This window comes from Streptomyces sp. A18 (assembly GCF_059026065.1).
This window is the reverse complement of sequence record NZ_JBWLKL010000069.1, coordinates 1-24,638: the sequence shown is the minus strand read 5'-3', so window position 1 is coordinate 24,638 and position 24,638 is coordinate 1. Positions and strand designations below refer to the sequence as shown.

Here is a 24,638-nt window from a genome sequence, read left to right as displayed (position 1 = left end):
TCGGGCCAGGCCGCCGCGCCGTTGAAGGCGATCGTCGCCGCCGTCAGGAGCCACGCCGTCTGGCGCAGCAGCGGGAATCAGCAGGACGGGAGCCTGGCCGTTCCCCGCAGTCACGTCTGCTGTCACTCCCCCACTTGAACCCCGCAATTGAGCAGTCCTCACATTTTCACAGACGCACACTGGCAGGGAGCAGCAGATGTCTGCCAAAGCCCGTGGGGGGAAGGGCACGCCCATACCTTTTGCCTTAGTTGTACTCGGCCGTCTCGGCAACGAGCACGCAAGGCTGGCACAGCAGAGCGCAGTACGGAGTCTCGCCACACGCAGCTCTAAAAGCCTCTGTGAAGCCGCTGCCTCCCTAGAGGAAATGCAAATCGACTTGCAGCAGTGCGCGCCTGCATCTCAAGTGGACAGGTTCGGCTACTTGGACCATCGGACTGGTGACAGGGCGTTGGAGACTCTCGAAACGCGCTGGACAGATCTACGCGATGACCTTCGATTCCGGCTGGCAGAGGTGGAGCTGCCTCGACTGTCCCACGGCTCATGGAAGCGGCCCCTCGCCCAGGAAGGGCACCACCAGGCGTTGCTGACGGTCCATCGTCGGTCTTCCTGCCGGGCGCAGCTGGCGTTCCTGTCCGTCGGGCAGGCGCAACCGGATGTCGGCGCCCTGGCTCATCGCGGCGGCGAGCCGCACCGGTACACCGTGCAGGAAGCCGCCCCACTCTGGGCCTCCAGCGCCTGTCAGTTCGCCCAGTTCGGCTTCAACCGGGACGTGTTCGTCGCCCACCATCAGCACTGCGGGCCGGGAGAAGGAAGCCACACCGTCAGCCTGCTGCGCAATCGGCCCGCCCGCGAGCAGCCGCGCCCGGGGCCCGGCCCCGTCTCCCGCGCGCTCTGGGCGAGCGGACCACCGCCCAGGGCTGGGAGACGACCGAAGCAATGCGTGTCCATGGGGTAGAGGCCTGACACGCGCCCGTAGCGCATGCTTGATGCCGGGCTGTCCGTCCAGACGTCGTTTGTCGCGTCGAAGTGCATCTGGCAAGTAGAGGTTGGCTGACCTGCTGGGGTGCCAGGTCGTTTGAGACAGCCGAAGGTCGGGGTTCTCGAACGACTTGGCTTCTGCGGAAGTCTCGTTCGTGATGGAGGGGGCCGGAACTGGGCACGAAGTCGCGTACCAGTGGCGTCGTGCCGTACGGGCAGGATCACTCCAGAGTTTCCTTGAACAGTTCCAGGACGTGCGCCATACCTGGTTCCCATTCGGTGGCCAGATCGGCGGGCAACACATCGCGCGTCCATACGATCCTGGTGCCTCCGTCTCCGTGTGGGAGCACCTGGATCACCGCGTTGTCGTGTTCTGGTCGCGCGGTGTCGCCCACGACCGAGAAGACCAATCGCCGCTCGTCTTGATCGAGGGTGATGAGCCGCTCCCGCAGTACGGCTCCTCCGGCAAAGGACACCACCCGTACGTCCGGGCCGTCCTGCCGGCTGTCGGTGACGAATCCCGGGGCCATCCGTATCGGTGCCCCGACGTAGTCGCTGAGGACCTCCCACGCCCTGGCCGGGTCTGCTGACATCGTGATCTCTCTGGTGACGGAAGCCACAACTACCCCACTACTCCTCTGATCTTGGGAACCTACTGGGCGACGACGCAGAACTCATTGCCGTCGGTGTCGATGCCGACATTGCCGATGGTCACGCTCATCCAGACCTCCATGATCTAACTGATGTGGCAGTTACGTTAGTTAGATACCCAGACGGTAGTTAGGTACCCGGTCAACGTCAATAGCCGGTTAGAATCGCGTCATGGTGAAGCCACGCCCCGACAACGACAGCGCCGGAACAGCCCCCGGATCGCTGCGCTGGATCGAAGAGTTCGTCAACACCCGCCGCGCCGACCGGGACGACCTCGCAACCCCCGAGCAGCTCGTCGCCTGGCTCACCGCCCGCGACCTCCTGCCGGGCCCCGTGACCGCCTCACAGCAGCACCGGGACCGGGCCGAACGCCTCCGCGAAGGGCTGCGCGCCCTGATCGCCGAGAACAACGCCGAGCCGGTCGCCAGCCCTCGGCCCGACGGCCTGAACCCCGCCGCCCGATCGGAGCTCGCCGCACTCGTCCCGCGGCTCCCGCTGGTCCTTGACACCACGACTCACCCGCCACGGCTCTCTCCCGGCACCGACGACACGGTCGACGCCGCGCTCACCTGGCTGCTCGCCTACGTCACGGAGGCCATCGCCGCCGGCACCTGGAGCCGGCTCAAGGCATGCCGGGAGCCGAGTTGCCGGTGGGCGTACTACGACCACTCCCGCAACCGGCGCCGCACCTGGTGCTCCATGGACTTGTGCGGCAACCGCGCCAAGGCCCGCAGCTTTCACCAGCGTTCGACCACCTAGGAACAGGACGCCCCAAGCACACGCCCGACAACCCACTCGGTGCCAGCAGTGGCATCGGCCGGAGGCGAAGCTGACAGCACTCACTCGTGCGGCCTCACGTCGGGATCAGCTGTTGGTGTGACGAGATAGCGAAGGGGACATCTGGGTGGGATGCGATGGGGGCGGAAACTGACTGGGGTTTTCTCGCCGTCCTCAACTGCGACACCCCGCACAGCAAGCCAGGGAGAGACTCATGACTCAATGGCAGGTTTCCTCGATGGCGTCGGCCGGATGGGCCACGGACCCCTACCGTTGCCCCGGCGCCCTCGACAATTACGATTTCGCCGCAGTCACGCACGGCATGTTCGGGGCCGACGACTACCTCCTGGCCGCGCCGGACCCCGGGCAGCGCATCAACCTGCCGCTGCGGCCGTCGGATCGTAAGCGTCTAGACCTGCACGCCACCCTGACCACCGCGGGCATCGCACCGCTGCCCGGCGATCTCGCGGCCATCGACGCCCTGTGTTCATTGGACGACACCACCCACGCCGCACTGCAGCGGTGGATCACCCACGCACTCTGACGACGGGTTGCCGTCTCCCACTCGCTTCTGGGCTGTGGCGGCATCGGGCGCCCCTCGAGGCGATCGTGTCCGGCCTAGGCAGTGTCCTGGCGATCACGAGCGGAGCCAGATGACGAGCGCGGCTGCGGTGACAGTGCCGAGGTAGACGTAGCCGCGCTTGTCGAACCTGGTCGCAACCACGCGGAAGGTCTTCAGCTTGTTGATCGCCCGTTCGACGGTGTTGCGCTTCTTGTAGCGGTCCCTGTCGAAACCGGGCGGCCGACCCCCGGCGCTGCCGCCTGGACCTGGACCTGCCGCAGGAGCATCTCCCACGTTCCGTCCGCCGACCGGCGGCGATGGCTCTCGTGCACCGTCTTCCACGGTCCGTACCGCTCCGGCAAATCGCGCCACTGCACGCTCGTTCGTATCCGGTAGAGCACCCCGTTCACGACCTGGCGATGGTCCCGCCACCTGCCGCAACGCCCGTTGCTCACCGGCAGAAGCGGCTCCAGCCGCTCCCACTGGGCATCTGTCAGATCACGTCTACTCGCCATAGTCGTATCAACGGCTGACTGGTCGTCGGGACGTAGTCCAGCCCCTGGCGATGCTCGGTGCTGACCGATGAATACGGTGGAGGGGCCCGGTTGAGTGAGAGGACGCGGAAACGTGGATGTGTATGAGGCCGTGGACAGCCGCCGGGCCGTACGGGCGTTCAGCGATGAGCCGGTACCAAAGGAGGTCCTCGAACGAGTGCTGACCGCAGCGACGCGGGCTCCGTCCAGCGGGAACCTCCAGCCGTGGCACATGTATGTCGTAAATGGCGAACCCTTGGCCGAACTGAAGAAGCGCGCGACGGCCAGGGCATTGGCGGGAGACCCGGGTGATGAGCGGGAGTATCCGATGTATCCGGACGAACTGACCTCGCCGTATCTGGATCGCTTCTCCGCTGCGGCGGCTCAGCGATACGAAGCGCTGGGGATTGAGCGCGACGACCCCGACCGGCCCCGGAAGATCGCTACCTTGAACTCGGAGGCGTTCGGGGCGCCGGTCGTCTTGTTCTGCTACCTCGACCGGACGATGGGGCCCGGACAGTGGGGTGACGCGGGGATGTACTTGCAGACGGTCATGCTGTTGCTGAGGGCGGAAGGGTTGCACAGCTGCCCCCAGGTGATGTGGACCATGTACCGCAAGTCCGTCAGCCGAACAGTCGGAGCCGATGACGAGCTTGTGCTGTTCTGCGGCATCTCAGTGGGATTTGAGAAAGAAGGCGTGCCAAGGCTGCGCACCGGACGGGCGGACATGACGGACACGGTGAGCTTCATCGGAGTGTGACCGCTGACGACCGAGATCGACAGGACAGGGCCTAGGTGTATTGATCACCAGCGTTGTTGACAGCCACGGGGCTTGATCATGGCGAAGACCTCCGGTGTGGTGGAGCTGTCTGGGACTGCACCACACGGAGGACTTCGTGTCCTACCGCAATGCCCGGCTGACCGTTCACGGCAGGCAGCTGCTGATCGAGCGTGTCCGTTCCGGCCGCCCCGTGCGTCTCGGCCTTCTCAGCCATCGCGAAGCTCCCTTCCAGTGGAAACAGATCCTGCCATCCCGATCAAGGTCGCCTGAGCTGCCGTCATCTGGTGGTCCTGTCATGGGCCCACGTCCAGGACGCGGACGGGGCGCCCCTCCCACTGATGGGGTGCGGTGGTAGCGATGATCGCGCCATCGGGGCGGTCCGGGGTGGGCTGGGCGGCGTACTCGGTGTGGGCGCCGGCCCACGTCTGCTGTTGTGCGACCGCGAGTGCGGCGGGCAGGTCCAGGTCCAGGACGGTGACGCCGGGCAGCGCGGCGAGATGTTCGGCTGTGCCGGGCCGCGCGCGGTCCGCTTCGACCAGGACGCAGGTGGGGGCGTACAGGTGCCAGCCCGTCTCGGCGTGGGCGCGGTGGATCAGCCGGGAGGCCAGGACGTTGCCGGCTCCGGCCGCGGCCATCGCTGTTTCGTCCAGGATGATGTGCGTGTCGCTCACCGGCCGGTCGCCTTGGCCAGGCGCCGGTCGAGTTCGGCATCCAGGTCTCGCTGCTCGGCGGCGCTGGGGGCGTAGCCCGTCCACTCCTGCAGCGCGACGCGGGCCTGCTCAGCCCGTTCGGCACGTTCTTGGGGGGTGAGGAGGGTATCGGCCAGGCGCGCCAGGTAGGCGCGCAGGGACAGTCCCTCGCCGGCCGCGATGGCTGCCAGCCGGTCCTTGGCGTCCTCGGGGATTCTTACGTTGGCATCAGACATCGCGTTCCTTCCCATGCCGCCCAATGGTACGGGTACGTACCCGTACCCGTCTCGCGATGCGGCGTTTACGCAGCGAATCGGCCGGATGAGTCCCCTGCGGAACCCCGCCTCACCGGCTCCGGCCGGCCGAAAAGAGCGGCCTTGATCCCGTGGAGCCGGACCGGAGCCGGTGGATGCGCCGGGCCGACTCCTGCGGTGGTGTCGTCGCGGTGTCGAGGGTGAGGTCCCAGACCATGTCCGGGTGGGCGTCCAGGTCCTCGCGGGTCGCCTCCCACGCGGCCAGGCGCGCCGCCGTGTCGCTGTCGCCGCGGCGCGCGGACCGCGCCGCGGTCACCGGCTTCGGGCACCGCAGGAGCACCACCGCCCAGTGCGCCTCGAAGCCGTCGACCAGTGCTCGGACGCCGTCGACCTGGCCGAGGTGCATCACCGGCACACCGCTTGTGAACGCAGCCCGGATTCCTGGGCGGTCGAGCACGTAGGTGTTGCCGTAGCGGCGGTTCGCGTAGATGACGCCGCCCGCGGCCGCCAGCTCGCGCAGCTGCGCCGCCGTACCCATGCGGTAACCGGAACTGCTGCCCGAGCCGACTTTGACCCGGGCGAACTGCACATACCGCGGGTCGAGGGCCGTGAGGGCCCGGGTGACGGTGTCCTTCCCCGAGGCCGGCGGCCCGTACAGGATGACACCGGCGGCGGGTCTCGGGGCCGTCATGAGTGGTCCGCCCCCCATCGCCCGGCACTCCGGCCGCTTTCAGGCGGTCAGGGCGTCGACTGCGATTTCCGCCTGTTTGACGGCCGACTCACCGGCGTTGAGGGAGTCATACACGAAGTGGACCGTCGCGTCCTCGATGCCGCAGAACTCGGAGATGCCGCTGCGCAGGGTGTGCTCCACCCGCTCTGTCCAACCCAGGTCGGCGAAGTCCTGCTCGCGGTAGCTGACCAGGCTCAGCCACAGCATCCGCTTGCCGGCCAGGCGCGGGCTGCTGCGTCCGTAGGCGAAGCCGTAGTTCCACACCCGGTCGATCCAGCCCTTGAGGATCGCCGGGAAGCCGAACCACCACAGCGGGAAGACCACGGTGATCAGATCGGCCGCCGTGACGCGGTCCATGTGGGCCCGCACTTCGGGCGAGTAGGTCTTGTCGCGGTGTGCCCAGTCGGGTTCGTCCGCCGGTGTCATCCGCGGGTCGAAGTCCTCGGCGTGCAGGTCGAGTACGTCCACGGTGTACCCGGCGGCCTCGAGACGCTCCCGGGCACGGCGGGCGGTCGCGGCGGTGAGGGAGTCAGGGCGCGGGTGGGCCACCACGAGGAGGGCGTGACGGCCGGGCGGGGTGGGGGCGGTGGGTGCGGTGCCTTCGGTGGGTGCGGTGGGTGCGGTCATGGGTCTCAACTCCCTAGACGGACGAGCATTTTTCCGGTGTTGGCGCCGCGCAGTACGCCCAGGAAGGCCTCCGGTGCCCGCCCGATGCCGTCGACCACGGTCCGGTCGGTGCGCAGCGATCCGTCGGCGAGCCAGCCGGCCGCCAGCTCGGTCCACTCCGGGAGCAGGTCCATATGGCTGAGGACGATCATGCCGCGCAGGGTGGCTTCCTGGGTGGCGGCGCGGAAGAGGTTGTCGGGGCCGGTGGCGGGGCCGGTGGCGTTGTAGCCGCTGATGGCGCCGACCAGGGCGATACGGCCGTGGCGCCGGATGGCTCCGATGCCGGCCTGGAGGTGGTCACCGCCGACGGAGTCCAGGTAGACATCGACGCCGTCGGGTGCGGCCTGGGCGAGTTGCTCGGGCAGCGCGCCCTCGCGGTAGTCGATGGCCGCGTCGTAGCCGAAGGTGTCCAGGAGCTTCTTGCTCTTGTACGGGCCGCCGGCCGAGCCGATCACCCGGGATGCGCCCAGTTTCCTGGCCAGTTGGCCCGCGACGGTGCCGACCGCGCCGGCCGCGGCGGAGACGAGGACGATGTCGCCCTCGTGCACCGGGGCGATCCGGGTGAGCGCCGCGTACGCGGTCAGGCCGGGGAGGCCGAGGGGACCGAGGTAGTCCTGCGCGGGAGCGAGATCGGTGTCGACGAGGGTGGCGGTGGCGGCGTCGATGACGGCGTACTCGCGCCAGCCGAGCCAGTGCGTGACGGTCGCGCCCACGGGTACGGCGTCCGAGCGGGAGGCGCTGACCTCGCCGACGGCGGTGCCGTCGAGGGCGGCGCCGAGCTCGAAGGGAGCGATGTAGGAGGGGGTGTCGTCCATGCGGCCGCGCATGTACGGGTCCACGGACATCCAGGTGTTGCGGACGATGATCTGGCCGTCGGCCGGTTCGGGCACCTCGGTGACGGCCAGGGTGAAGTGGTCTGCGGTGGGCTCGCCGGTGGGGCGGGCGGCCAGTCGGATCTCTCGGGACGTGATCATGGCTGCCACATGTTCCTTTGCGTGGTCGGGGGCGCTGCTCGCGCACCGCGTGTGCGGCACGGGATCAACCGTGGTCCTGCGCGCCTCTGGTTTCCTGACGGTGCGCTGACGGTCCGGCCGCCGAGGCGTATGTGCCCCACACCTCGCGCAGCGCGCCACAGACCTCGCCGATCGTGGCACCGGCGGCGAGCGCTTCCTTCATGGGGTAGAGGAGGTTGCCGGTGCGTCCGGCGGTGTCCTGGACGGCCGCCAGGGTCCGGTGTACGCGGTCGGTGAATCGCCAGGCGCGCAGCTTCGCGAGCCGTTCGGTCTGCCGGCGCTCGATGGTGCGGTCGACACCGAGCAGCGCACGGGGCTCTTCCTCGGCGAGCCTCGTGCCGCCCGGTCCGGTCAACGGCTGGGGGCTGCGCATGAGTTCGAGGACGGTCGCCTCCACATCGTCGGTCATCCTCTCGATCACATGGCCGCCCGCGAACGGACCGAGGCTCGCGGTCCTGTCCGTCCCGTACAGCCGCAGCGTCTGCGACGTCGGGTTCACGGCACCGAATTCCTCCTTCAGCACCCGCGCCCAGATCCTGCGCGCCGCGCGGAGGGTGGCCCTCTCCTCCAGTGCCGTCATCCGCGCCACGAAGTCGAAGGACAGACAGGGAGCGAAGTCGTCCACGTCCATTCCGGCGCCGACCGCGGTGCGCACGTACGCGATTCCGCCGGCAAGCGTGAACGCGATCTCCTGCGTGGGCGAGGCCCCGGCCGCGGCCAGGTGGCGGCCGGAGACCGGGAGGGTGTTCCACTGCGGGATCTCGGCCCTGCAGTACGTGAAGATGTCCGCGATCAGGCGGCGTGCGTGCGCGGGCGGGTAGCGGGACGTGCCGTGGGCCAGGTACTCCTTGAGCACGTCGTTGCGGATGGTGCCCGTCAGCTGTCCGGCCGTGACTCCCTGCTCCTCGCCGACGAGTTGGTACAGCAACAGGGGCAGCGCGCCAGGGGTGTTGACCGTCATCGACGTCGACACCTTGTCGAGCGGGATGCCGCCGAACAGGATCCGCATGTCCTCGATGGAGTCGATCGCCACCCCGGCCCTGCCGACCTCGCCGGACGCGATCGGGGCATCGGAGTCGTAGCCCGTCTGGGTCGGCAGGTCGAAGGCGAGCGACAGGCCCCTCGTGCCGCCCGCGATCAGCTCCTTGTAGCGGGCGTTGGACGCCACGGCGGAGTGCCCTGTCCGCTGGAGTTCCATGGGTATCTGCCTTCTGCCGTGTGCCATCGGTGGATGACGCCGGTGCGGTCCGGCGGGCGGCGGCTCCGTGGGTCCACAGAGCCGCCGGGCGGATCCCGTGGGGTCAGTGCGCCATCGCCGCCGCTTCGATCCGCTGCCGCAGGTCGTCGACGAGGGCCTGGCAGTCCTCGATCTCCGCGGCCTGCCCGAAGACGTAGAAGTCGGGCCTGACGAGGACCGCGCGCGCCCCGGCCTCGGCGAGGTAGGGCAGGTAGATGCCGTCCACGTCGGCCAGGACGTTCTCGCCCGAGGCGTCGGCGTCGGCCGGTACCACCGTCACCGTGCGGGCCCGCAGGCCGTCGAGGAAGGCCTGGGCGTCGGCGTCCAGGTGCGGGCGTGGATCCTCCGTGGCGATGAGCACGAAGCCGGTTCCGACGACGTCGTCGAAGAGCCCGGTCTCGGCGCCGCGCCGCACCCGCCCCTGCGGGCTCAGCCTGCCAGTCAGGCCGCCTGCGGCCGAGCCGCCGCCGCGGAAGAGCAGGCCCTTGCGCAGCGGGTGCACGGGGGCCTGCGGTGCGCCGGTGCCGATGCCCCGTTCCCGTGCGGCCAGCATCACCGTGTCCCGGTCGGCCGCGGCCTTCGGGTCGTCCTGGCAGATCACCTTGCCGAGGTCCACCGACATCCGGATGGCGTGCTGCACGTGCTGGGCGCGTTCCGTGACGTAGGTGTCGAGGACCGAGTCGTCCGAGTGGCCGCCGAGTACCAGGTCCAGCTTCCACGCGAGGTTCGCGGCGTCCCTGATGCCCGAACACATGCCCTGCCCGGCGAACGGCGGCATGACGTGGGCCGCGTCGCCGGCGATGAGCATCCGGCCCTGGCGCCAGCTCTGCGCGTACATCGACCGGAACGTATAGACGTTGTGCCGCAGGAGGGTGGCGTTCTGCGGTGTGACGTCGAAGAGTTCGAGGAGCTCCCAGGCCCGCTGCGGGGTGTTCAGCTCCTCGACCGTCTCTTCGCCGACGCGCATGAACTCCCAGCGCCTGTGCCCGGGGCCGGCCGACGCCTCGGTGCGGGGCCGGGCCGGATCGCAGACCTGCAGGTTGTTCGGGTCGAACACGCGGCCGTCGTGCAGGACCACGTCGCAGATCAGCCAGTCGTGGGAGAAGTCCAGGTCGCGCATCGTGGTGCCGATGCGGCCGCGGACGAAGCTGTTCGCACCGTCGCAGCCGATCAACCAGCGGGCCGAGAGCACCTGTTGCTCCCCGTTCCCACCGACGCAGGTCAGCACGGCGCGCTCGCCCTCGTCGTGTGCCTCGATCACCTCGTGCCCGCGCAGCACCCGCAGGGTGGGCAGCTCGGTGCCGCGGGCGGTCAGCGCGCTCTCCAGGCCCGGCTGGTACATCGACGTGGAGTCGGGCCAGTGACACCAGCCCTGCTTCGAGCCCTGGATGTCGAGCAGGACCTTCCCCTCGCCGTTGCGCCAGATGTAACGGCCCGACGGCTCGGTCTCGGTGTCGATGTACCGGGTGAGCCCGATCGAGGACAGGACCCGGGCCGCCTCGCTGTCGAAGGCCACTGCCCGTGACATGGTGTACGGCTCGGGCCACCGGTCCACGACGGTGACCGACCAGCCGCGGCCCGCGAGCAGCAGGGCCAGGGTCTGGCCCACGGGGCCGTCGCCGACGATCAGTACGTCCGTATCCACCTGATCCGCCTGCATCGTCAGGCCACCTCTGCGGCTTCCTGGCGCAGGATGTCCTGGACGACGGCCTCGTACTCGGCGGTCTTGGCCAGGACCCGGGTGACGTCCTTGCCGCCCTCGGCCTTCAGATAGCGCCGCCCGACGAGCAGCACCTGGCTGCTTTCGTAGGCGCGTCCGTAGATGCGGGTGCCGGCGGCGATCATCTCGCCCGCCCAGTGCCAGAACGGGTCGTCGTTCTCGCCGCTGACGATCGCCTTCCACTCGGCCAGGTCCCGCTCCCGCAGGTCGGAGCGGTGCACGGCGTGCCAGTCGCCGCCCTCGGGCCTGCGTTCGAGTACGCAGTACGAACCGTCCTCGACGACGCGGTAGTCGAAGCCGTACTGGCTCTGCACGTCGGGCGAGACGCGCACCGGCTCGATGGCCGAGGGCCCGGCGAAGCCGACGTCGACGAGCCAGTCGTCGTCGCCGATGCGGACGAGGCCGAGCATGTGCTCCAGGTCGGGCCCGAACTCGTCGTTGGCGCCGCGCACTCCGGAGGAGATGACCTTGGCGTCGTAGCCGAGTGTGGTGAGCACGGCCAGGAAGAGCCCGATGTGCTCGTGGCAGATGCCGCCGCGGGCCTCGGTGATGAGCCACTGGAAGAACAGATCCGCGCCGGCGTCGACGTCGTCCCATATCGCGAGGCCCTTGGCCGCGTTGCGGGAGTTGTCGAACGGCACGGTCATCATGTGCCGCTTGTGCAGCTCACGAAGGTTCTCCGCGGTGGGCTCCGGGGTGCCTTCGATGCCGAGGTGCTTCAGATAGGTGTTGACGTCGAACATGTCTCTCCGCCTTCGGGTCAGTGTGCGTCAGGGGTGAACAGGAGCCCGTCGAGGTGCTCGGCGACCATCAGCGGGGTCGGGTGGTCGAAGAGCAGCATCGGGCTCAGGTCGAGACCGCTGATCTCGTTGATCTTGTTGCGGACCTCGACGGCGGCCAGTGAGCTGAAGCCGACGTCGAAGAAGCCGGTCTCCTCGTCGAACTCGTCGGTCGTCTCGTGGCCGAGAGCCGTGGCGGCCAGCTCGATGACCCGGGCGATCAGCTCCTTCTTGCGCTCCTCGGCGGGGCGTCCGGCCAGCTCCTCCGCGAGCGTGTGCACGGGCGCCTCGGCGGGCTCGGGCTCGTCGGGCGGCAGGGTGAGAGGGGCGTTGTCGTCCGTGGGCATGGGGATCCTCTCCAGCCAGAAGCGCTTGCGCTCGAATGCGTAGGTGGGCAGCGGTACATGGCCGCGCCACGGTGTGACGGCGAGGGTGCGGCCGCGGGTGTGGAGCTGGCCGAGTGCGGTGAGCACCGCCTGCGACTCGTCGAAGCCGCGGCGCACGCTCGGGATCGCCTCGCCCGCGGTGTCGAGGCTCTCGGTGGCGAGGGCGGTGAGAACGTCTCCCGGTCCCACTTCGAGGAAGGTGCGCACCCCGGTCTCCACGAGGGTGGTGACCGTGCTGTGGAAGCGCACGGCCTCGCGCACGTGGCGCACCCAGTACTCCGGGGTCACCAGGTCGCCGTCGGCGGCGAGCCGACCGCTGATGTTGGAGACGACCGGGACCTTCGGTGCGGAGTAGGTGAGCCCGGCGGAGATCCGGGCGAACTCGGCCTGCATCGGCTCCATTTGCGAGGAGTGGAAGGCGTGGCTGACCCGCAGCCTCTTCGTACGGTGGCCGCGCGCCGCCAGCTGTTCGGCGAGGGCGAGTACGGGCTCCTCGGCCCCGGAGATCACCACCGAGGCGGGGCCGTTGACCGCGGCCATGCTCACCTCGTCCTGGCCCTCGAGGAGGGGGGCGACCTCGTCCTCGGTGGTGCCGATGGCGACCATCGCCCCGCTCGCGGGAAGCAGCTGCATCAGGCGGGCCCTGGCGGTGACCAGGGTGGCGGCGTCCTTCAGGGAGAGGATCCCGGCGACATGGGCGGCGACGATTTCGCCGATGGAGTGCCCGGCGAGGATGTCGGGCCTGATGCCCCAGGAGTCGAGGAGCCGCACGAGGGCCACTTCGAAGGCGAAGAGCGCCGGCTGGGTGAACTCCGTGCGGTCGAGCAGCTCCGCGTCCGGGGTGTCGGGGGCGGCGTGCACGACCGAGGCGAGGGGCCGTGCCAGGTGTACGTCGAGTTCGGCGCAGACCTCGGCGAAGGCCTCGGCGAACACCGGGTGGGCGGCGGCGAGTTCCTGTCCCATGCCCAGGCGCTGGCTGCCCTGGCCCGAGAAGAGGAAGCCCAGGGTGCCCGAGGCCGTCTTGCCGGTGATCACCTTGGGCGAGGGCCGGTCCTCGGCCAGCTTGCGGGCGGAGTCGAGGAGTTCGTCGCGGTCGGCGCCGATGAGGACGGCGCGGTGCTCCAGGGTGGCCCGGGTGGTGGCCAGGGCGTGGCCGATGGCCGCGGCGTCGAGTTCCGGGTGCGCCTTGACGTGGTCCACCAGGCGGCGGGCCTGCTCGGCCAGGGTGGGGCGCGTCTTGCCCGACAGGGTCCAGGGCACCACGGTGTCGTCGGCGGGCCCGGTGGTGTCCGTTGCGGGCTCGGGGTCGGGGGCCTGCTCGATGACGACGTGCGCGTTGGTGCCGCTGACGCCGAACGCCGACACCGCCGCACGCCGTGGCCGCCCGAGCTCGGGCCAGTCCCTGGCCTCGGTGAGCAGTCGCACCGCGCCGGCCGACCAGTCGACGTGCGGGCTCGGCTCGTCGATGTGCAGCGTCCGCGGCAGCCGGCCGTGCTGCAGGGCGAGGACGGTCTTGATGACTCCGGCGGTGCCCGCGGCGGCCTGGGTGTGGCCGATGTTGGACTTCAGGGAGCCGAGCCACAGCGGCCGCTCGGGGTCGCGGCCCTTGCCATAGGTGTTGATGACGGCCTGGGCCTCGATAGGGTCGCCCAGCTTGGTGCCGGTGCCGTGTGCCTCGACGAAGTCGACCTCCGCGGTGGTGAGCCGGGCGGCGGCCAGAGCCTGCTTGATGACGCGCTGCTGGGAGGGGCCGTTGGGTGCGGTCAGACCGTTCGACGCACCGTCGGAGTTGATCGCGCTCGACCGTACGGCGGCCAGGACCGGGTGCCCGTTGGCGCGCGCGTCGGAGAGCCGCTCCAGCAGGAGCATGGTCACGCCCTCGGACCAGCCGGTGCCGTCGGCGGCGGCCGCGAACGCCTTGCAGCGGCCGTCGGGGGCGAGGCCGCGCTGCCGGGAGAACTCGATGAACGTGCTCGGCTCGGCCATCACGGCGACGCCGCCGGCCATGGCCAGGTCGCACTCGCCGGAGCGCAGTGCGTGCGCGGCCTGGTGCAGCGCCACCAGGGACGAGGAGCAGGCCGTGTCGACGGTGACGGACGGCCCTTCGAGGCCCAGGTGGTAGGAGACCCGCCCGGACACGAGGCTGCCGGCGACACCCGCGCCCTGGAACCCTTCGATCTCCTCGGGTACGTGGGTGAGCCCGGTGCCGTAGTCGTGGTACATCACGCCCGCGAACACACCCGTCCTGCTGCCGCGCAGCGACGTCGGGTCGAGCCCGGCCCGCTCGCACGCCTCCCAGGCGGCTTCGAGGAACAGGCGCTGCTGCGGGTCCATGGAGAGCGCCTCACGGGGCGAGATGCCGAAGAGGCGGGCATCGAAGTCCCCGGCGTCGTGGAGGAATCCGCCCTCGCGGGTGTAGCTCTTGCCGTGGGCGTCTGGGGACGGGTCGTAGAGGTTGTCCACGTCCCAGCCGCGGTCGTCGGGGAAGTCGGTGATGCCGTCGCCGCCGTCGTCGAGGAGCGCCCAGAGTTCGTCGGGGGAACGGACGCCGCCGGGCAGGCGGCACGCCATGCCCACGATGGCGAGCGGCTCGGTCGCCTTGGCGGTGACTTCGTTCAGCTGGCGCTGCAGGCGTTCGTTCTCGACCAGGGACGCGCGCAGGGCCTCGACGAGTTTGCTGTCGTCAGTGTTCATCGTTACTCCGAAATTTGTCGGATGACCATCAACTGGCGCTGTCCCCCAGGGCTTTGGCGACAAGGTGCTCCACGCTCATCTCGGAGAGCTCGCTCGTGGGCTCCGCCGCCCCGGCGGGCACCCGCACATCCGCCGTGTCCAGGAGTTCGAGCAGCGGGGCGAGCACGCCGATGCCGCGCAGACGGGCCACGGGGACCGAGGCGAGTACCTGACGCAGCTGCTGCTCACGCTGCTCGTCGAGTTCGTCGGCCGAGTTGTCGGGGAACAGCCGTCCGTACAGCTCCTGGGCGACCGCGCCGGGGGTCGGATAGTCGAAGATCAGCGTGACGGGCAGGCGCTCGCCGGTGGCCTTGGTGATCCGGTTGCGCAGATCGACGGCGGCGAGCGAGTCGAACCCGAGCTCCTTGAAGGGCTGTTCCGCGTCGACCGCTTCGGAGCCCGCGTGTCCGAGGGTGTCGGCGGCGTGCGTACGGACGAGGTCGACGAGCCTGCGCTGCCGCTCCGGCGGGGTGAGGCGTTCCAGGTCCCGGGTCAGGGAGTCCGCAGAGAGGCCTTCCGCGCTCGCGGTGCGCCGGCCGACCGGGACGAGGCCGCGCAGGACCGGCGGCAGGTGCTGCGACTGCCGCAGGGCGGCGAAGTCGAACCTGACCGGAAGGAGTAGCTCCGCATCGGCGCGTACCGCCCGGTCGAACAGGGCGAGCGCATCGTCGGACGGCAGCGCCCGTACGTCCTGGGGGCGCTGGCCGCTCGGGTCGCGCAGGCCCTGGGTCATGGCGCTCTCCTGCTCCCACAGGCCCCAGCCGATCGAGACCGCGGGCAGGCCGAGGCCGCGCCGGTAGCCGGCGAGGGCGTCGAGGAAGCCGTTGGCGGCGGCGTAGTTGCCCTGCCCGGCGTTGCCGAGCGTGGCGGCGGCCGAGGAGAACAGCGCGAAGAACGCCAGGTCGTCGCCGCGGGTGAGTTCATGCAGATGCCAGGCGCCCGCAGCCTTCGGAAGGAGTGCCGTGTCCATGCGCTCGGGCGTCAGGGCCGAGAGCACCCCGTCGTCGAGTACGGCGGCGGTGTGGACGACGGCCGTGAGCGGGTGCTCTGCGGGGACCGTGGCGAGGAGTTCGGCCACGGACTGCCGGTCGGCGATGTCGCAGGAGGCGAGGGTCACGGTGGCGCCGAGCGCGGTGAGTTCGGCGCGCAGTTCGGTGGCGCCGGGGGCGTCGGGGCCGCGCCTGCTGGTGAGGAGCAGATGCCGGACGCCGTGCTCGGTGATCAGCCGCCTGGCGACGAGCCCGCCGAGCGCGCCGGTTGCGCCGGTGACCAGGGCGGTGCCTTCGGGGTTCAACATCCTTGCCTGTACGGCGGGTTCGGCCCGTACGAGCTGCGGTGCGGCGACTGCGCCCGCGGACAGGGACAGCTCCGGGCGGCCGGTGGCCACGGCGGCGGGCAGCAGGGCGCGGGAGGCGCTGTCGGTCTCCACGAGCACGAACTCGCCGGGGTGTTCGGCCTGTGCGCAGCGCACCAGGCCCCAGACGGCCGCGGCGGCCGGGTCGCTGTCCACCGGCGGGGTCAGCACCACGAGGGGGCCGCCGCCGGGTGCGTCGAGCTGCTCCTGGGCGGCGGCGAGCACCTGTGCGCCCAGGGTACGGGCCTGCTGTACCGGGTCGCCCGGGACGGGCTCGGTGAGGTCGAGGACCCGCTCGGGCGCCGAGGCGGCCGATCCGTCGGGTTCCGGCAGCGCCACCGGCTTCCGGTCGACGCGGAACAGGAGTTCGTCGAGCCCGCCGTCCGCGGCGGTGATCCGTGCGGTGTCCACGGGCAGGGTGGTCAGGGAGCCGACGGTGGCCACGGGTGTGCCCGCGCCGTCGGCGATGTCCACGCGCACGGCGCCGGTGTCGGTGGTGCGGGCGCGCACCCTGAGGGCGGTGGCTCCCGCGGCGAGCACGGCCACCGACTTCCAGGCGAACGGCAGCCGCACTTCCTGGGGGTCGGCGCCGGGCATCAGGGGCAGCGTCTGCAGCGCGCAGTCGAGCAGCGCCGGGTGGATCAGGAACCCGTCGAGGGCGCTGCGGGCGTCGCCGTCTCCGGGGAACTCGACCTCGGCGTAGACCTCTTCGCCCCGTGTCCAGGCCGCCCGCAGTCCGCGGAACAGCGGGCCGAGGGTGAGGTCGGTCTCGTCCTGGCGCTCGTAGAACCCTTCGAGGGAGAGGGGTTCGGCCCCGCTGGGCGGCCAGCTCGCCAGGTCCGCGGTGTCCGGCTCGGCGGCGCGGAGCACACCGGTGGCGTGCCGGGTCCAGGTGGCGTCGGCGGCGCCGCGGGAGTGGATGGCGACGGTCCTGAGCCCGTCGGTGTCCTGCTCCCCCACGCTCACCCGCAGGTGGCGTCCGGTGTCGTCGGCGAGTACGAGCGGCGCCTCGATCACCAGCTCGTCGACGACGCTGGTGCCGACCTCGTCACCGGCCCGCACGGCGAGCTCCACCAGGGCGGTGCCCGGCAGCAGGACGCTGCCGGCGACCATGTGGTCGGCGAGCCACGGCTGCGACTTCACCGAGAGGCGGCTGCTGTAGACGACGCCGCCGGAGTCGGGCAGGGCGACGGCGACGCCGAGCAGCGGGTGTCCGGTGGGGCTCACGCCGAGCTCGTCGGGGTCGGCGGTGCGCACCGGCTCGAGCCAGTAGCGGTGGTGCTGGAAGGCGTAGGTGGGCAGCGGGGTGTGGACCGGCGTACCGGCGTACTGCGTGGCCCAGTCGACCTGGTGCCCGCGGGTGTGCAGGCGCGCGACGGCTGCGGAGAGAGAGCGCGGTTCGGCCGTCTTGCGGGCCAGCACGGGCACCGCGTCGAGTGCCTCGCTGTTGCCCCTGACGAGGGCGGTGAGGGTGTCGCCGAAGCCGATCTCCAGGACGGTGGCGGCGCCTTCGCGCTCCAGGGTGCGCACGCCGCTGCTGAATTCCACGGCTGCGCGGACGTGCCGTACCCAGTAGTCGGCTCCGGCCAGCTCGGCGGGGTCGGCGAGTTCGCCGGTGATGTTGGAGACGACCGGGATCGACGGGGCCTGGTAGGTGAGGCGGGCGGCGATGCGGCCGAACTCGTCGAGCATGGCGTCCATGTGCGGCGAGTGGAAGGCGTGGCTGACCGTGAGCCGCTTGGTGCGGGCGCCCTGGGCGCGCAGTTGCTCGGCGAGGGCGAGGACGGTGTCCTCGTCGCCGGAGAGCACCACGGACTCCGGGGCGTTGACCGCGGCGACGGCGACCGCCGCCTCGTGGCCCGCGAGGAGCGGGGTCACGGTCTCGGGCGTGGCCTCGACGGCGACCATCGCGCCGGTGGCGGGCAGCGCCTGCATGAGGCGGCCGCGCGCGGTGACCAGGGTGGCCGCGTCCTGCAGCGAGAGCACACCCGCGACGTGGGCCGCGACGATCTCGCCGATGGAGTGGCCCATCACGATGTCGGGGCGTACGCCGTACCCGGCGAGCACCCGGGCGAGCGCGGCCTCCAGGGCGAACAGGGCGGGCTGGGTATAGGCGGTGGTGTCGAGGAGGTCCGCGCCGCTGGTGCCGGGCTCGGCGAAGACCACCTCGCGCAGCGGGACGTCCAGGTGCCGGTCGAGTTCGTCGCAGATCTCGTCGAACGCGGCGGCGAACGCGGGCAGTTCGCGGTGCAGCTCCCGCCCCATGCCGAGGCGCTGGCTGCCCTGGCCGGAGAACGCGAAGGCGAGCCGCCCCCGCGCGACCTGGCCGGTCACCACACCGGGTCCTGTGGCGCCGTCGGCGAGTGCCGTGACCGCGCCGAGCAGTTCGTGCTTGTCGCTGCCCACGAGGACGGCGCGCTGGTCGTGGTGGGTGCGGGTGGTGGCGAGCGCGTACCCGATGGCGCCGGGGTCCGCGTCCGGATGTGCGATCAGGTGGTCGAGGAGGCGGCGGGCCTGCCGGGTCAGGGCGGCGGGTGTCTTCGCCGACAGCAGCCAGGACGTCAGGGGCGGGGGTACGGGGGCCGTGGACTCGGCCCGCGCCTGCTCCTGCCCCGCCTGCACCTTCGCCCCCTGGTCGGCCTGGTCGGCCTGGTCCGGCTCGGGCTGCTGCAACTCGGCTGCCGGGTCCAGGAGTTCAGGGACCTGTTCCAGGATGACGTGAGCGTTGGTGCCGCTGGCGCCGAACGCCGACACCGCCGCACGCCGTGGACGTCCCTTGCGCTCCTGCCACGGCCGGGCCTCGGTGAGCAGCTCGACTGCGCCCGTGGTCCAGTCGACCTGGGGGGTCGGCGCGTCGACGTGCAGCGTCTTCGGCAGCACACCGTGACGCATCGCCATCACGGCCTTGATGACCCCGGCGGCGCCCGCGGCGGCCTGGGTGTGGCCGATGTTGGACTTCAGGGAGCCGAGCCACAGCGGCCGCTGCGGGTCGCGGCCCTTGCCGTACGTGTTGATGAGGGCCTGGGCCTCGATGGGGTCGCCAAGCTTGGTGGCGGTGCCGTGCGCCTCGACCAGGTCGACTTCGTCGGGGGCCAGGCCCGCGTTGCTCAACGCGGTTTTGATCACGCGCTGTTGGGAGGGGCCGTTGGGTGCGGTCAGTCCGTTGGACGCGCCGTCCTGGTTGACGGCGCTGCCGCGGACGGTCGCGAGCACGGGGTGGCCGGCCCGACGCGCGTCGGAGAGCCGCTCCAGCAGGAGCATGGTCACGCCCTCGGACCAGCCGGTGCCGTCGGCCGCGGCGGCGAACGCCCTGCACCGGGCGTCGGGTGAGAGGCCGCGCTGCCGCGAGAACTGCACGATGGTGTCGGGCGTCGCCATGATGGCCGCGCCGCCCGCGAGGGCGAGGTCGGACTCACCCGAGCGCAGCGACTGGGCCGCCAGGTGCAGCGCGGTCAGGGACGAGGAGCAGGCCGTCTCCACGGTCACCGCGGGCCCTTCGAGGCCGAGCGTGTAGGAGATGCGCCCGGAGGCCGCGCTGCCGGAGTTGCCGAGGCTGAGGAGGCCCTCGACCTCGGGGGGTATCTCCCGCAGCGGCGGGGCGTAGTCGTAGTACATGACGCCCGCGAACACGCCCGTCCGGCTGCCGTGCAGGGACATCGGGTCGATGCCCGCCCGTTCGATGGCCTCCCAGGACACTTCGAGGAGATGGCGCTGCTGCGGGTTGAGGGAGAGTGCCTCGCGCGGGGAGATGCCGAAGAACTCGGCGTCGAACCCGCCCGCGTCCTCCAGGAATCCGCCTTCGCGGACATAGCACTTGCCGGGCTTGTCGGGGTCGGGGTCGTAGAGGTCGTCGACGTCCCAGCCGCGGTCGTCGGGGAACGCGGTGATGGCGTCCGTGCCGGAGTCGACCAGGTGCCAGAGCTCCTCGGGCGAGGTGACGCCGCCGGGCAGGCGGCAGCCCATGCCGACGATGGCGATCGGTTCCGTCTGCGCCTCTTCGACCTCCTGCAGCCGGTCCCGGGTCTGCCTCAGCTCGACGAGGGTGCGCTTCAGATAGCCGCGAAGCTTCTCGTCATTACTCATAGCTGACTCCATTACTCATGGATGGCTCCTTCTACGCCGTCTACGCCGTCGGGCTCAGGACTGGTCCAGCTCGGCCTCGGCCAGCCGGAAGATGTCGTCGTCGGACGCCAGCTCCAGATCGGCACCGGTGTCCCCGTCGGGGCCTTGCCACTTGGCCGCGAGCTTGCGCAGCCCGGCCGCCACCTGCGTCTGGGCGTCCGCCTCCATGAGCAGCTCTTCGAGGGCGGATTCGAACTTGTGCAGTTCGGCGAGTGCGCGGTCGGCCGCCGGCTCCTCCGTGATGCCGAGCTGCTCCCGCAGCTGGTCGGCGAGGGTGGCGGGGTTGGGGTAGTCGAACACGAGGGTCGCCGGGAGCCTCAGGCCGATGCTGGCGGCGATGCGGTTGCGCAGGTCGACCGCGGCGAGCGAGTCGAAGCCCAGGCTCTGGAACGCCTGTCGCTCGTGGATCGCCCCCGAGCCGTTGTGGCCGAGCGTGGCCGAGGTGTGCATGAGCACCATGTCGAGGAGCTTCTTTGACTGCTCGGGTGCGGGCAGCCTGCGGAGCTGGTCCAGGAACGAGTCGCTGCCTGTGTCGGCGGCGGCCTGCCGCGCGGTGGGCCGGTTCTGGCGCACCAGGGCGGCCAGGACCGCGGGCGGGCTCGTTGCCTGCCGCAGCGCCGCGAGGTTCAGCTTGATGGGGACGACGACCGCGGGGGCGTCCGGCAGTCCGGCGCCGCCGAGTGCGGCGTCGAAGAGCCGCATGCCCTCGTCGTTGGTCATCGCGAGCACCTCCTGCTTGAGGTGCCCCTGGCTGCCGTCGAGGAGGCCGCCCGTCATCTCGCTGGCCTCCTCCCACAGGCCCCACACCATCGAGGTGGCGGGCAGGCCGAGGCCGCGGCGGTACTCGGCGAGTCCGTCGAGGAACCCGTTGCCCGCGGCGTAGTTGCCCTGCCCGGCGTTGCCGAGCGTGCCCGAGGCCGAGGAGAACAGCACGAACGCCGCGAGCCCCAGGTCCTTGGTCAGGGTGTGCAGATGCCAGGCGCCGTCGACCTTGGGGCCGAAGACCTTGTCGACCCGCTCGGGTGCGAGGGCGCTGACCACCCCGTCGTCCAGGACGGCCGCGGAGTGGATCACGGCGGTCAGCGGGTGCTCGGCAGGCACGCCCGTGACGAGCTCCGTGACCGCTGCCCGGTCGCCGATGTCGCAGGCGGTCAGGGTCACCGTCGCGCCCAGTGCGGTGAGTTCGGCCCGCAGGGCGTCCGCGTCCGGCGCTTCGGGGCCTCGCCTGCTGGTGAGCAGCAGATGCCGCACCCCGTGGTCGGTGACGAGCCTGCGGGCGACCAGAGCGCCGAGTGTGCCGGTGCCGCCGGTGATCAGTACGGTGCCGTCCGGGTCGAGGGCGGGTGCTTCGGCGCCGTCGGCCCGGTGCCGGGTCAGGCGCGGTACGGATGCGGCGCCGTCGTGCAGGGCGAGCTGGGGTTCGCCGGTGGCGGCCGCGGCGGGCAGCAGGGCGCGGGACCCGTCCGTGCCGTCCAGGTCCACGAGGACGATCTGCCCGGGGTGTTCGGACTGCGCGGTGCGCGCCAGGCCCCAGACCGCGGCCATCGCCGGGTCCCGCCGGGCGTCGCGGGTGAGCACGAACAGCGGCCCGTCCGAGTCGGGTTCGGCGAGGTGCACCTGGATACCGGCGAGGGCGCGGTTGACCAGGGCGCGGGCGCGCTGCGGCAGCTCGTCCGGCGCGTCCGCCGTCTCGTCCAGGGCTGTCAGGTCGACAACCGTGTGGGGCTGCTCTTCCTGTACGGGTTCCGCGGGCAGCGCCAGCGCCGTCCAGTCGGTGCGGAACAGCATGTCCGTGACGGACTGGGAGCCGGCGAGGCGGTCGACGTCGACCGGGCGCATCGACAGCGCGGCGACCGAGGCCACGGGGGCGCCGGTGGCATCGGTGATCTCGACGGCGATGTCCTCGGGCCCGGCCTTGGTGATGTGGACCCGCAGTTCGGTGGCGCCGGTCGCGTGCACCGCCACTCCGTTCCAGGCGAACGGCAGCCGGGCCGTGTCCGTACGCCCCGGCAGGAACGCCGCGGCGTGCAGCGCGGCGTCGAGCAGCGCGGGGTGGAGCAGGAAGTCCGACGCGAGGTCGACGTCCTCGGGAAGCCCGACCTCGGCGTAGACCTCCTCGCCCTTGGTCCATACGGCCCGCAGCCCGCGGAACAGCTCACCGAACTCGAACCCGGCCGCGCGCTGGGTGTCGTAGAACTCCTCGGCCGAGCCGGATTCGGCGCCGGCCGGCGGCCAGTCGGCCACTGAGGCGGCGGGCGGGGGCTGCGGCGTGCTGCTGAGGACCCCGGTGACGTGCCGGGTCCACGGGGCGTCGTCCGGGCGGGAGTGCACTGCGACGGAGCGTCGGCCGTCGGGGTCCAACTCTCCTACTACGACGCGCAGTTGGGTGCTGCGCTGGTCGGGCAGGACCAGCGGCGCTTCGATCACCAGCTCCGACACCACGGGGGCTCCGGTCTCGTCACCGGCGCGGACGACGAGTTCGAGCAGCGCGGTGCCGGGCACCAGGACCGTCCCGGAGATGACGTGGTCGGCCAGCCACGGGTGGGTGGTGACGGAGATGCGGTTGGTGAACACCACGCCGTCGGAGTCGGGCAGTTGCACGACCGCGCCGAGCATCGGGTGCCCGCTCTCGCCGAGTCCGACCGCACCGATGTCGGTGGACGCGGCGGCGCCCGTCTTCAGCCAGTAGCGCTGGTGTTGGAAGGGGTAGGTGGGCAGGGGGATTTCGGAGTTCTGGGCCAGGGCGGGCTGGTGCCAGTCGACGGGCAGGTCGGTGTGGGTGGCAAGCCGTGCCAGGGCGGCCAGGAAGGTGGTGGGCTCGTCCTTCTCGCGGCGCAGCGTCGGCACGGCCAGCATGTCCGGACGGTCCTCCAGGATGGCCTCGATCGCCATCGTCAGAACCGGGTGGGTGCTGGACTCGATAAAGACGTGATGTCCCTCTTCGGCCAGCTGACGCACCGCGTCCTCGAACCGCACCGTCTGGCGCAGGTTGCGATACCAGTACTCACCCCCCAGTTGCCCGGGCTCGACCCACGCACTGTCGGTGCTCGAATACATCGGGATCTCGCCCGCACCAGCAGTGATCCCGTCCATGACGGTCGCCAACTCCGCCTGAATCCTCTCCACATGAGAGGTGTGCGAGGCGTAGTCCACCGGAATCCTCCGCGCCCGCACCCCCGCCTCGGTCAGATCGGTGTGCAGCGCGTCCACCGAGTTGGGGCCACCGGCCACGACCACGGAAGCGGGCCCGTTGACGGTGGCGACCTCCACACCGTCGTATGCCTGCGAACGGGTCAGCCACTCCTCGACCTCTACCAGCGCCAACGGCACCGACATCATCGCCCCGAAGCCCGCAAGCCGTCCGGCGATGGCCTGGCTGCGCAGTGCCACCACACGCGTCGCGTCATCGAGGGACAGCACCCCCGCCACACAGGCGGCGGCGATCTCACCCTGGGAATGGCCCATCACCGCATCCGGCTGCACCCCGTGATGGCGCCACAGCCGAGCGAGCGAGACCATCATCGCGAACGAGACGGGCTGCACCACATCAACCCGGTCAAGGGACGCGGCACCCTCGACCTGACGGATCACATCCGTCAACGACCAGTCCACATACGGCTCAAGAGCCGCCTCGATCTCCGCGACGCTCTCCGCGAACACCGGCGACGAAGCCAACAGGCCCGCACCCATGCCCGCCCACTGCGTGCCCTGCCCCGGGAACACGAACACCGTCCGGCCCTCGACACCGGCGGACCCCGTGACCACGGAAGCGTCCGCCGTCTCTTCGGCCAACGCCGCCAGTGCGCGCAGGAGTTCGTCACGGTCAGAACCGACGACCACGGCGCGCTCGTCGAGGCGGGCCCGGCCGAGCAGCCTCGCGGCCACCTCACCCGCACCCAGGTCCCCGCGGCCCTCCACATGGTCGAGGAGGCGGCGCGCCACCTGCGGCAGCGCGGACGGCGACGCCGCGGACAGCACCCACGGGAGCGCGGCAGGCTCCTGTGCGGGCTGCTCATCGACGGTCTCGGGCTCCCCGGCCGGGGACTCTGCGCCGGTCGCGGTGGCCTCGTCCTCGGCTGCGGTGCCCTGCTCCAGGATGACGTGCGCGTTCGTACCGCTGACGCCGAAGGCCGAGATGCCGGCGCGCCGCGGACGGCCGTTGTCCGGCCATTCCACCGCATCGGTCAGGAGCTCCACCGCGCCCGCGGACCAGTCCACGTGCGGGGTCGGGGCGTCGACGTGCAGCGTCTTCGGCAGCACGCCGTGGCGCATCGCGAGCACCGACTTGATCACTCCGGCCATGCCCGCGGCGGTCTGCGCGTGGCCGATGTTGGACTTCAACGAGCCGAGCCACAGAGGGTGTTCGGAGTCGCGGTCCTGGCCGTACGTGTTGATGACGGCCTGGGCCTCGATGGGGTCGCCGAGCACGGTGCCGGTGCCGTGCGCCTCGACCATGTCGACGTCGCCGGTGTTCAGGCCCGCGTTCGCGAGGGCCTGGCGGATCACGCGCTGCTGGGAGGGGCCGTTCGGCGCGGTGAGACCGTTGGAGGCGCCGTCCTGGTTGAGGGCGGTCGCCTTGACGGTCGCCAGTACGTGGTGTCCGTTGCGGCGTGCGTCGGAGAGGCGCTCAAGGAGCACCACGGCCACGCCTTCGGACCAGCCGGTGCCGTCGG

At 71.0% G+C, this 24,638-nt stretch carries 17 protein-coding genes and 1 pseudogene; 3 read left to right on the top strand and 15 right to left on the bottom strand.

Annotated elements, in window-relative coordinates; all coding sequences use genetic code 11:
* Positions 1 to 538: 538 nt before the first annotated feature.
* Together AC5P1C_RS41775 and AC5P1C_RS41770 are read right to left on the bottom strand one after the other, a co-directional pair.
* A complete protein-coding gene (locus AC5P1C_RS41775) occupies positions 539 to 817 on the bottom strand; it encodes a hypothetical protein (protein ID WP_493871235.1) in 279 nt (92 codons plus the stop codon).
* A gap of 382 nt (positions 818 to 1,199) precedes the next feature.
* The gene (locus AC5P1C_RS41770) at positions 1,200 to 1,598 is read right to left on the bottom strand and encodes an SRPBCC family protein (protein ID WP_493871234.1); all 399 of its coding nucleotides are present in this window, start codon (positions 1,596 to 1,598) and stop codon (positions 1,200 to 1,202) included.
* Positions 1,599 to 1,800: 202 nt separating this feature from the next.
* On the opposite strand from AC5P1C_RS41770, the gene AC5P1C_RS41765 reads away from it, so the two are divergent.
* Both AC5P1C_RS41765 and AC5P1C_RS41760 read left to right on the top strand, forming a co-directional pair.
* Positions 1,801 to 2,388: a CGNR zinc finger domain-containing protein gene (locus AC5P1C_RS41765; protein WP_493871233.1), complete on the top strand. Its 588-nt coding sequence runs from the start codon at positions 1,801 to 1,803 to the stop codon at positions 2,386 to 2,388.
* Between the two features lie 232 nt (positions 2,389 to 2,620).
* Positions 2,621 to 2,950 (top strand): hypothetical protein, encoded by a 330-nt coding sequence (locus tag AC5P1C_RS41760; protein ID WP_493871232.1) that lies wholly within the window; start codon positions 2,621 to 2,623, stop codon positions 2,948 to 2,950.
* A 93-nt stretch (positions 2,951 to 3,043) separates the two neighbouring features.
* Here AC5P1C_RS41760 and AC5P1C_RS41755 read toward each other — a convergent pair whose 3' ends face one another.
* Together AC5P1C_RS41755 and AC5P1C_RS41750 are read right to left on the bottom strand one after the other, a co-directional pair.
* Complete coding sequence (locus AC5P1C_RS41755; RefSeq protein WP_493871236.1) at positions 3,044 to 3,262, bottom strand: hypothetical protein; 219 nt, start codon at positions 3,260 to 3,262, stop codon at positions 3,044 to 3,046.
* Positions 3,214 to 3,483, bottom strand: a pseudogene (locus AC5P1C_RS41750) (transposase); the annotation flags it as partial. The pseudogene AC5P1C_RS41750 and the gene AC5P1C_RS41755, both read right to left, overlap by 49 nt.
* Before the next feature lie 112 nt (positions 3,484 to 3,595).
* Here AC5P1C_RS41750 and AC5P1C_RS41745 point away from each other — a divergent pair.
* Positions 3,596 to 4,261 carry a nitroreductase gene (locus AC5P1C_RS41745; RefSeq protein WP_493871231.1) on the top strand — a complete coding sequence of 222 codons (666 nt, stop codon included), beginning with the start codon at positions 3,596 to 3,598 and terminating at the stop codon, positions 4,259 to 4,261.
* Between the two features lie 314 nt (positions 4,262 to 4,575).
* Here AC5P1C_RS41745 and AC5P1C_RS41740 read toward each other — a convergent pair whose 3' ends face one another.
* The 11 genes from AC5P1C_RS41740 to AC5P1C_RS41690 all read right to left on the bottom strand — a co-directional run.
* Positions 4,576 to 4,953: a PIN domain-containing protein gene (locus AC5P1C_RS41740; protein ID WP_493871230.1), complete on the bottom strand. Its 378-nt coding sequence runs from the start codon at positions 4,951 to 4,953 to the stop codon at positions 4,576 to 4,578.
* Positions 4,950 to 5,207 carry a hypothetical protein gene (locus AC5P1C_RS41735; RefSeq protein WP_493871229.1) on the bottom strand — a complete coding sequence of 86 codons (258 nt, stop codon included), beginning with the start codon at positions 5,205 to 5,207 and terminating at the stop codon, positions 4,950 to 4,952. The genes AC5P1C_RS41740 and AC5P1C_RS41735 overlap by 4 nt, the downstream gene beginning before the upstream one ends.
* Positions 5,208 to 5,316: 109 nt before the next feature.
* Positions 5,317 to 5,916: a phosphotransferase-like protein gene (locus AC5P1C_RS41730; protein WP_493871228.1), complete on the bottom strand. Its 600-nt coding sequence runs from the start codon at positions 5,914 to 5,916 to the stop codon at positions 5,317 to 5,319.
* A 39-nt stretch (positions 5,917 to 5,955) separates the two neighbouring features.
* The gene (locus tag AC5P1C_RS41725; RefSeq protein WP_493871227.1) at positions 5,956 to 6,582 is read right to left on the bottom strand and encodes an NAD(P)H oxidoreductase; all 627 of its coding nucleotides are present in this window, start codon (positions 6,580 to 6,582) and stop codon (positions 5,956 to 5,958) included.
* 5 nt (positions 6,583 to 6,587) lie between these two features.
* On the bottom strand, positions 6,588 to 7,595 hold the full coding sequence (locus tag AC5P1C_RS41720; protein ID WP_493871226.1) for an NADP-dependent oxidoreductase: 1,008 nt from the start codon (positions 7,593 to 7,595) through the stop codon (positions 6,588 to 6,590).
* Between the two features lie 64 nt (positions 7,596 to 7,659).
* The gene (locus tag AC5P1C_RS41715) at positions 7,660 to 8,859 is read right to left on the bottom strand and encodes a methylmalonyl-CoA mutase family protein (protein ID WP_493871225.1); all 1,200 of its coding nucleotides are present in this window, start codon (positions 8,857 to 8,859) and stop codon (positions 7,660 to 7,662) included.
* 76 nt (positions 8,860 to 8,935) lie between these two features.
* Positions 8,936 to 10,531 carry a bifunctional 3-(3-hydroxy-phenyl)propionate/3-hydroxycinnamic acid hydroxylase MhpA gene (gene mhpA, locus AC5P1C_RS41710; RefSeq protein WP_493871224.1) on the bottom strand — a complete coding sequence of 532 codons (1,596 nt, stop codon included), beginning with the start codon at positions 10,529 to 10,531 and terminating at the stop codon, positions 8,936 to 8,938.
* A 2-nt stretch (positions 10,532 to 10,533) separates the two neighbouring features.
* Positions 10,534 to 11,334, bottom strand: coding sequence for an arylamine N-acetyltransferase family protein (locus tag AC5P1C_RS41705; RefSeq protein WP_493871223.1), 801 nt, complete (start codon positions 11,332 to 11,334; stop codon positions 10,534 to 10,536).
* Between the two features lie 17 nt (positions 11,335 to 11,351).
* Positions 11,352 to 14,513 (bottom strand): type I polyketide synthase, encoded by a 3,162-nt coding sequence (locus AC5P1C_RS41700; protein WP_493871222.1) that lies wholly within the window; start codon positions 14,511 to 14,513, stop codon positions 11,352 to 11,354.
* Complete coding sequence (locus AC5P1C_RS41695) at positions 14,479 to 19,938, bottom strand: type I polyketide synthase (protein WP_493871221.1); 5,460 nt, start codon at positions 19,936 to 19,938, stop codon at positions 14,479 to 14,481. Before AC5P1C_RS41695 ends, AC5P1C_RS41700 begins: the two co-directional genes overlap by 35 nt.
* A gap of 42 nt (positions 19,939 to 19,980) precedes the next feature.
* Positions 19,981 to 24,638, bottom strand: a 4,658-nt coding sequence (locus AC5P1C_RS41690; RefSeq protein WP_493871220.1) for a type I polyketide synthase, incomplete at its 5' end; no start/stop codon positions are given.

What these genes read in the sequence shown, in the direction of transcription:
- AC5P1C_RS41765 (WP_493871233.1), top strand. Translation starts at nt 1,801, where the DNA reads ATGGTGAAGCCACGCCCCGACAACGACAGCGCCGGAACAGCCCCCGGA.
- AC5P1C_RS41760 (WP_493871232.1), top strand. Translation starts at nt 2,621, where the DNA reads ATGACTCAATGGCAGGTTTCCTCGATGGCGTCGGCCGGATGGGCCACG.
- AC5P1C_RS41735 (WP_493871229.1), bottom strand. Translation starts at nt 5,207, where the DNA reads ATGTCTGATGCCAACGTAAGAATCCCCGAGGACGCCAAGGACCGGCTG.
- AC5P1C_RS41730 (WP_493871228.1), bottom strand. Translation starts at nt 5,916, where the DNA reads ATGACGGCCCCGAGACCCGCCGCCGGTGTCATCCTGTACGGGCCGCCG.
- AC5P1C_RS41725 (WP_493871227.1), bottom strand. Translation starts at nt 6,582, where the DNA reads ATGACCGCACCCACCGCACCCACCGAAGGCACCGCACCCACCGCCCCC.
- AC5P1C_RS41720 (WP_493871226.1), bottom strand. Translation starts at nt 7,595, where the DNA reads ATGATCACGTCCCGAGAGATCCGACTGGCCGCCCGCCCCACCGGCGAG.
- AC5P1C_RS41715 (WP_493871225.1), bottom strand. Translation starts at nt 8,859, where the DNA reads ATGGCACACGGCAGAAGGCAGATACCCATGGAACTCCAGCGGACAGGG.
- mhpA (WP_493871224.1), bottom strand. Translation starts at nt 10,531, where the DNA reads ATGCAGGCGGATCAGGTGGATACGGACGTACTGATCGTCGGCGACGGC.
- AC5P1C_RS41705 (WP_493871223.1), bottom strand. Translation starts at nt 11,334, where the DNA reads ATGTTCGACGTCAACACCTATCTGAAGCACCTCGGCATCGAAGGCACC.
- AC5P1C_RS41695 (WP_493871221.1), bottom strand. Translation starts at nt 19,938, where the DNA reads ATGGAGTCAGCTATGAGTAATGACGAGAAGCTTCGCGGCTATCTGAAG.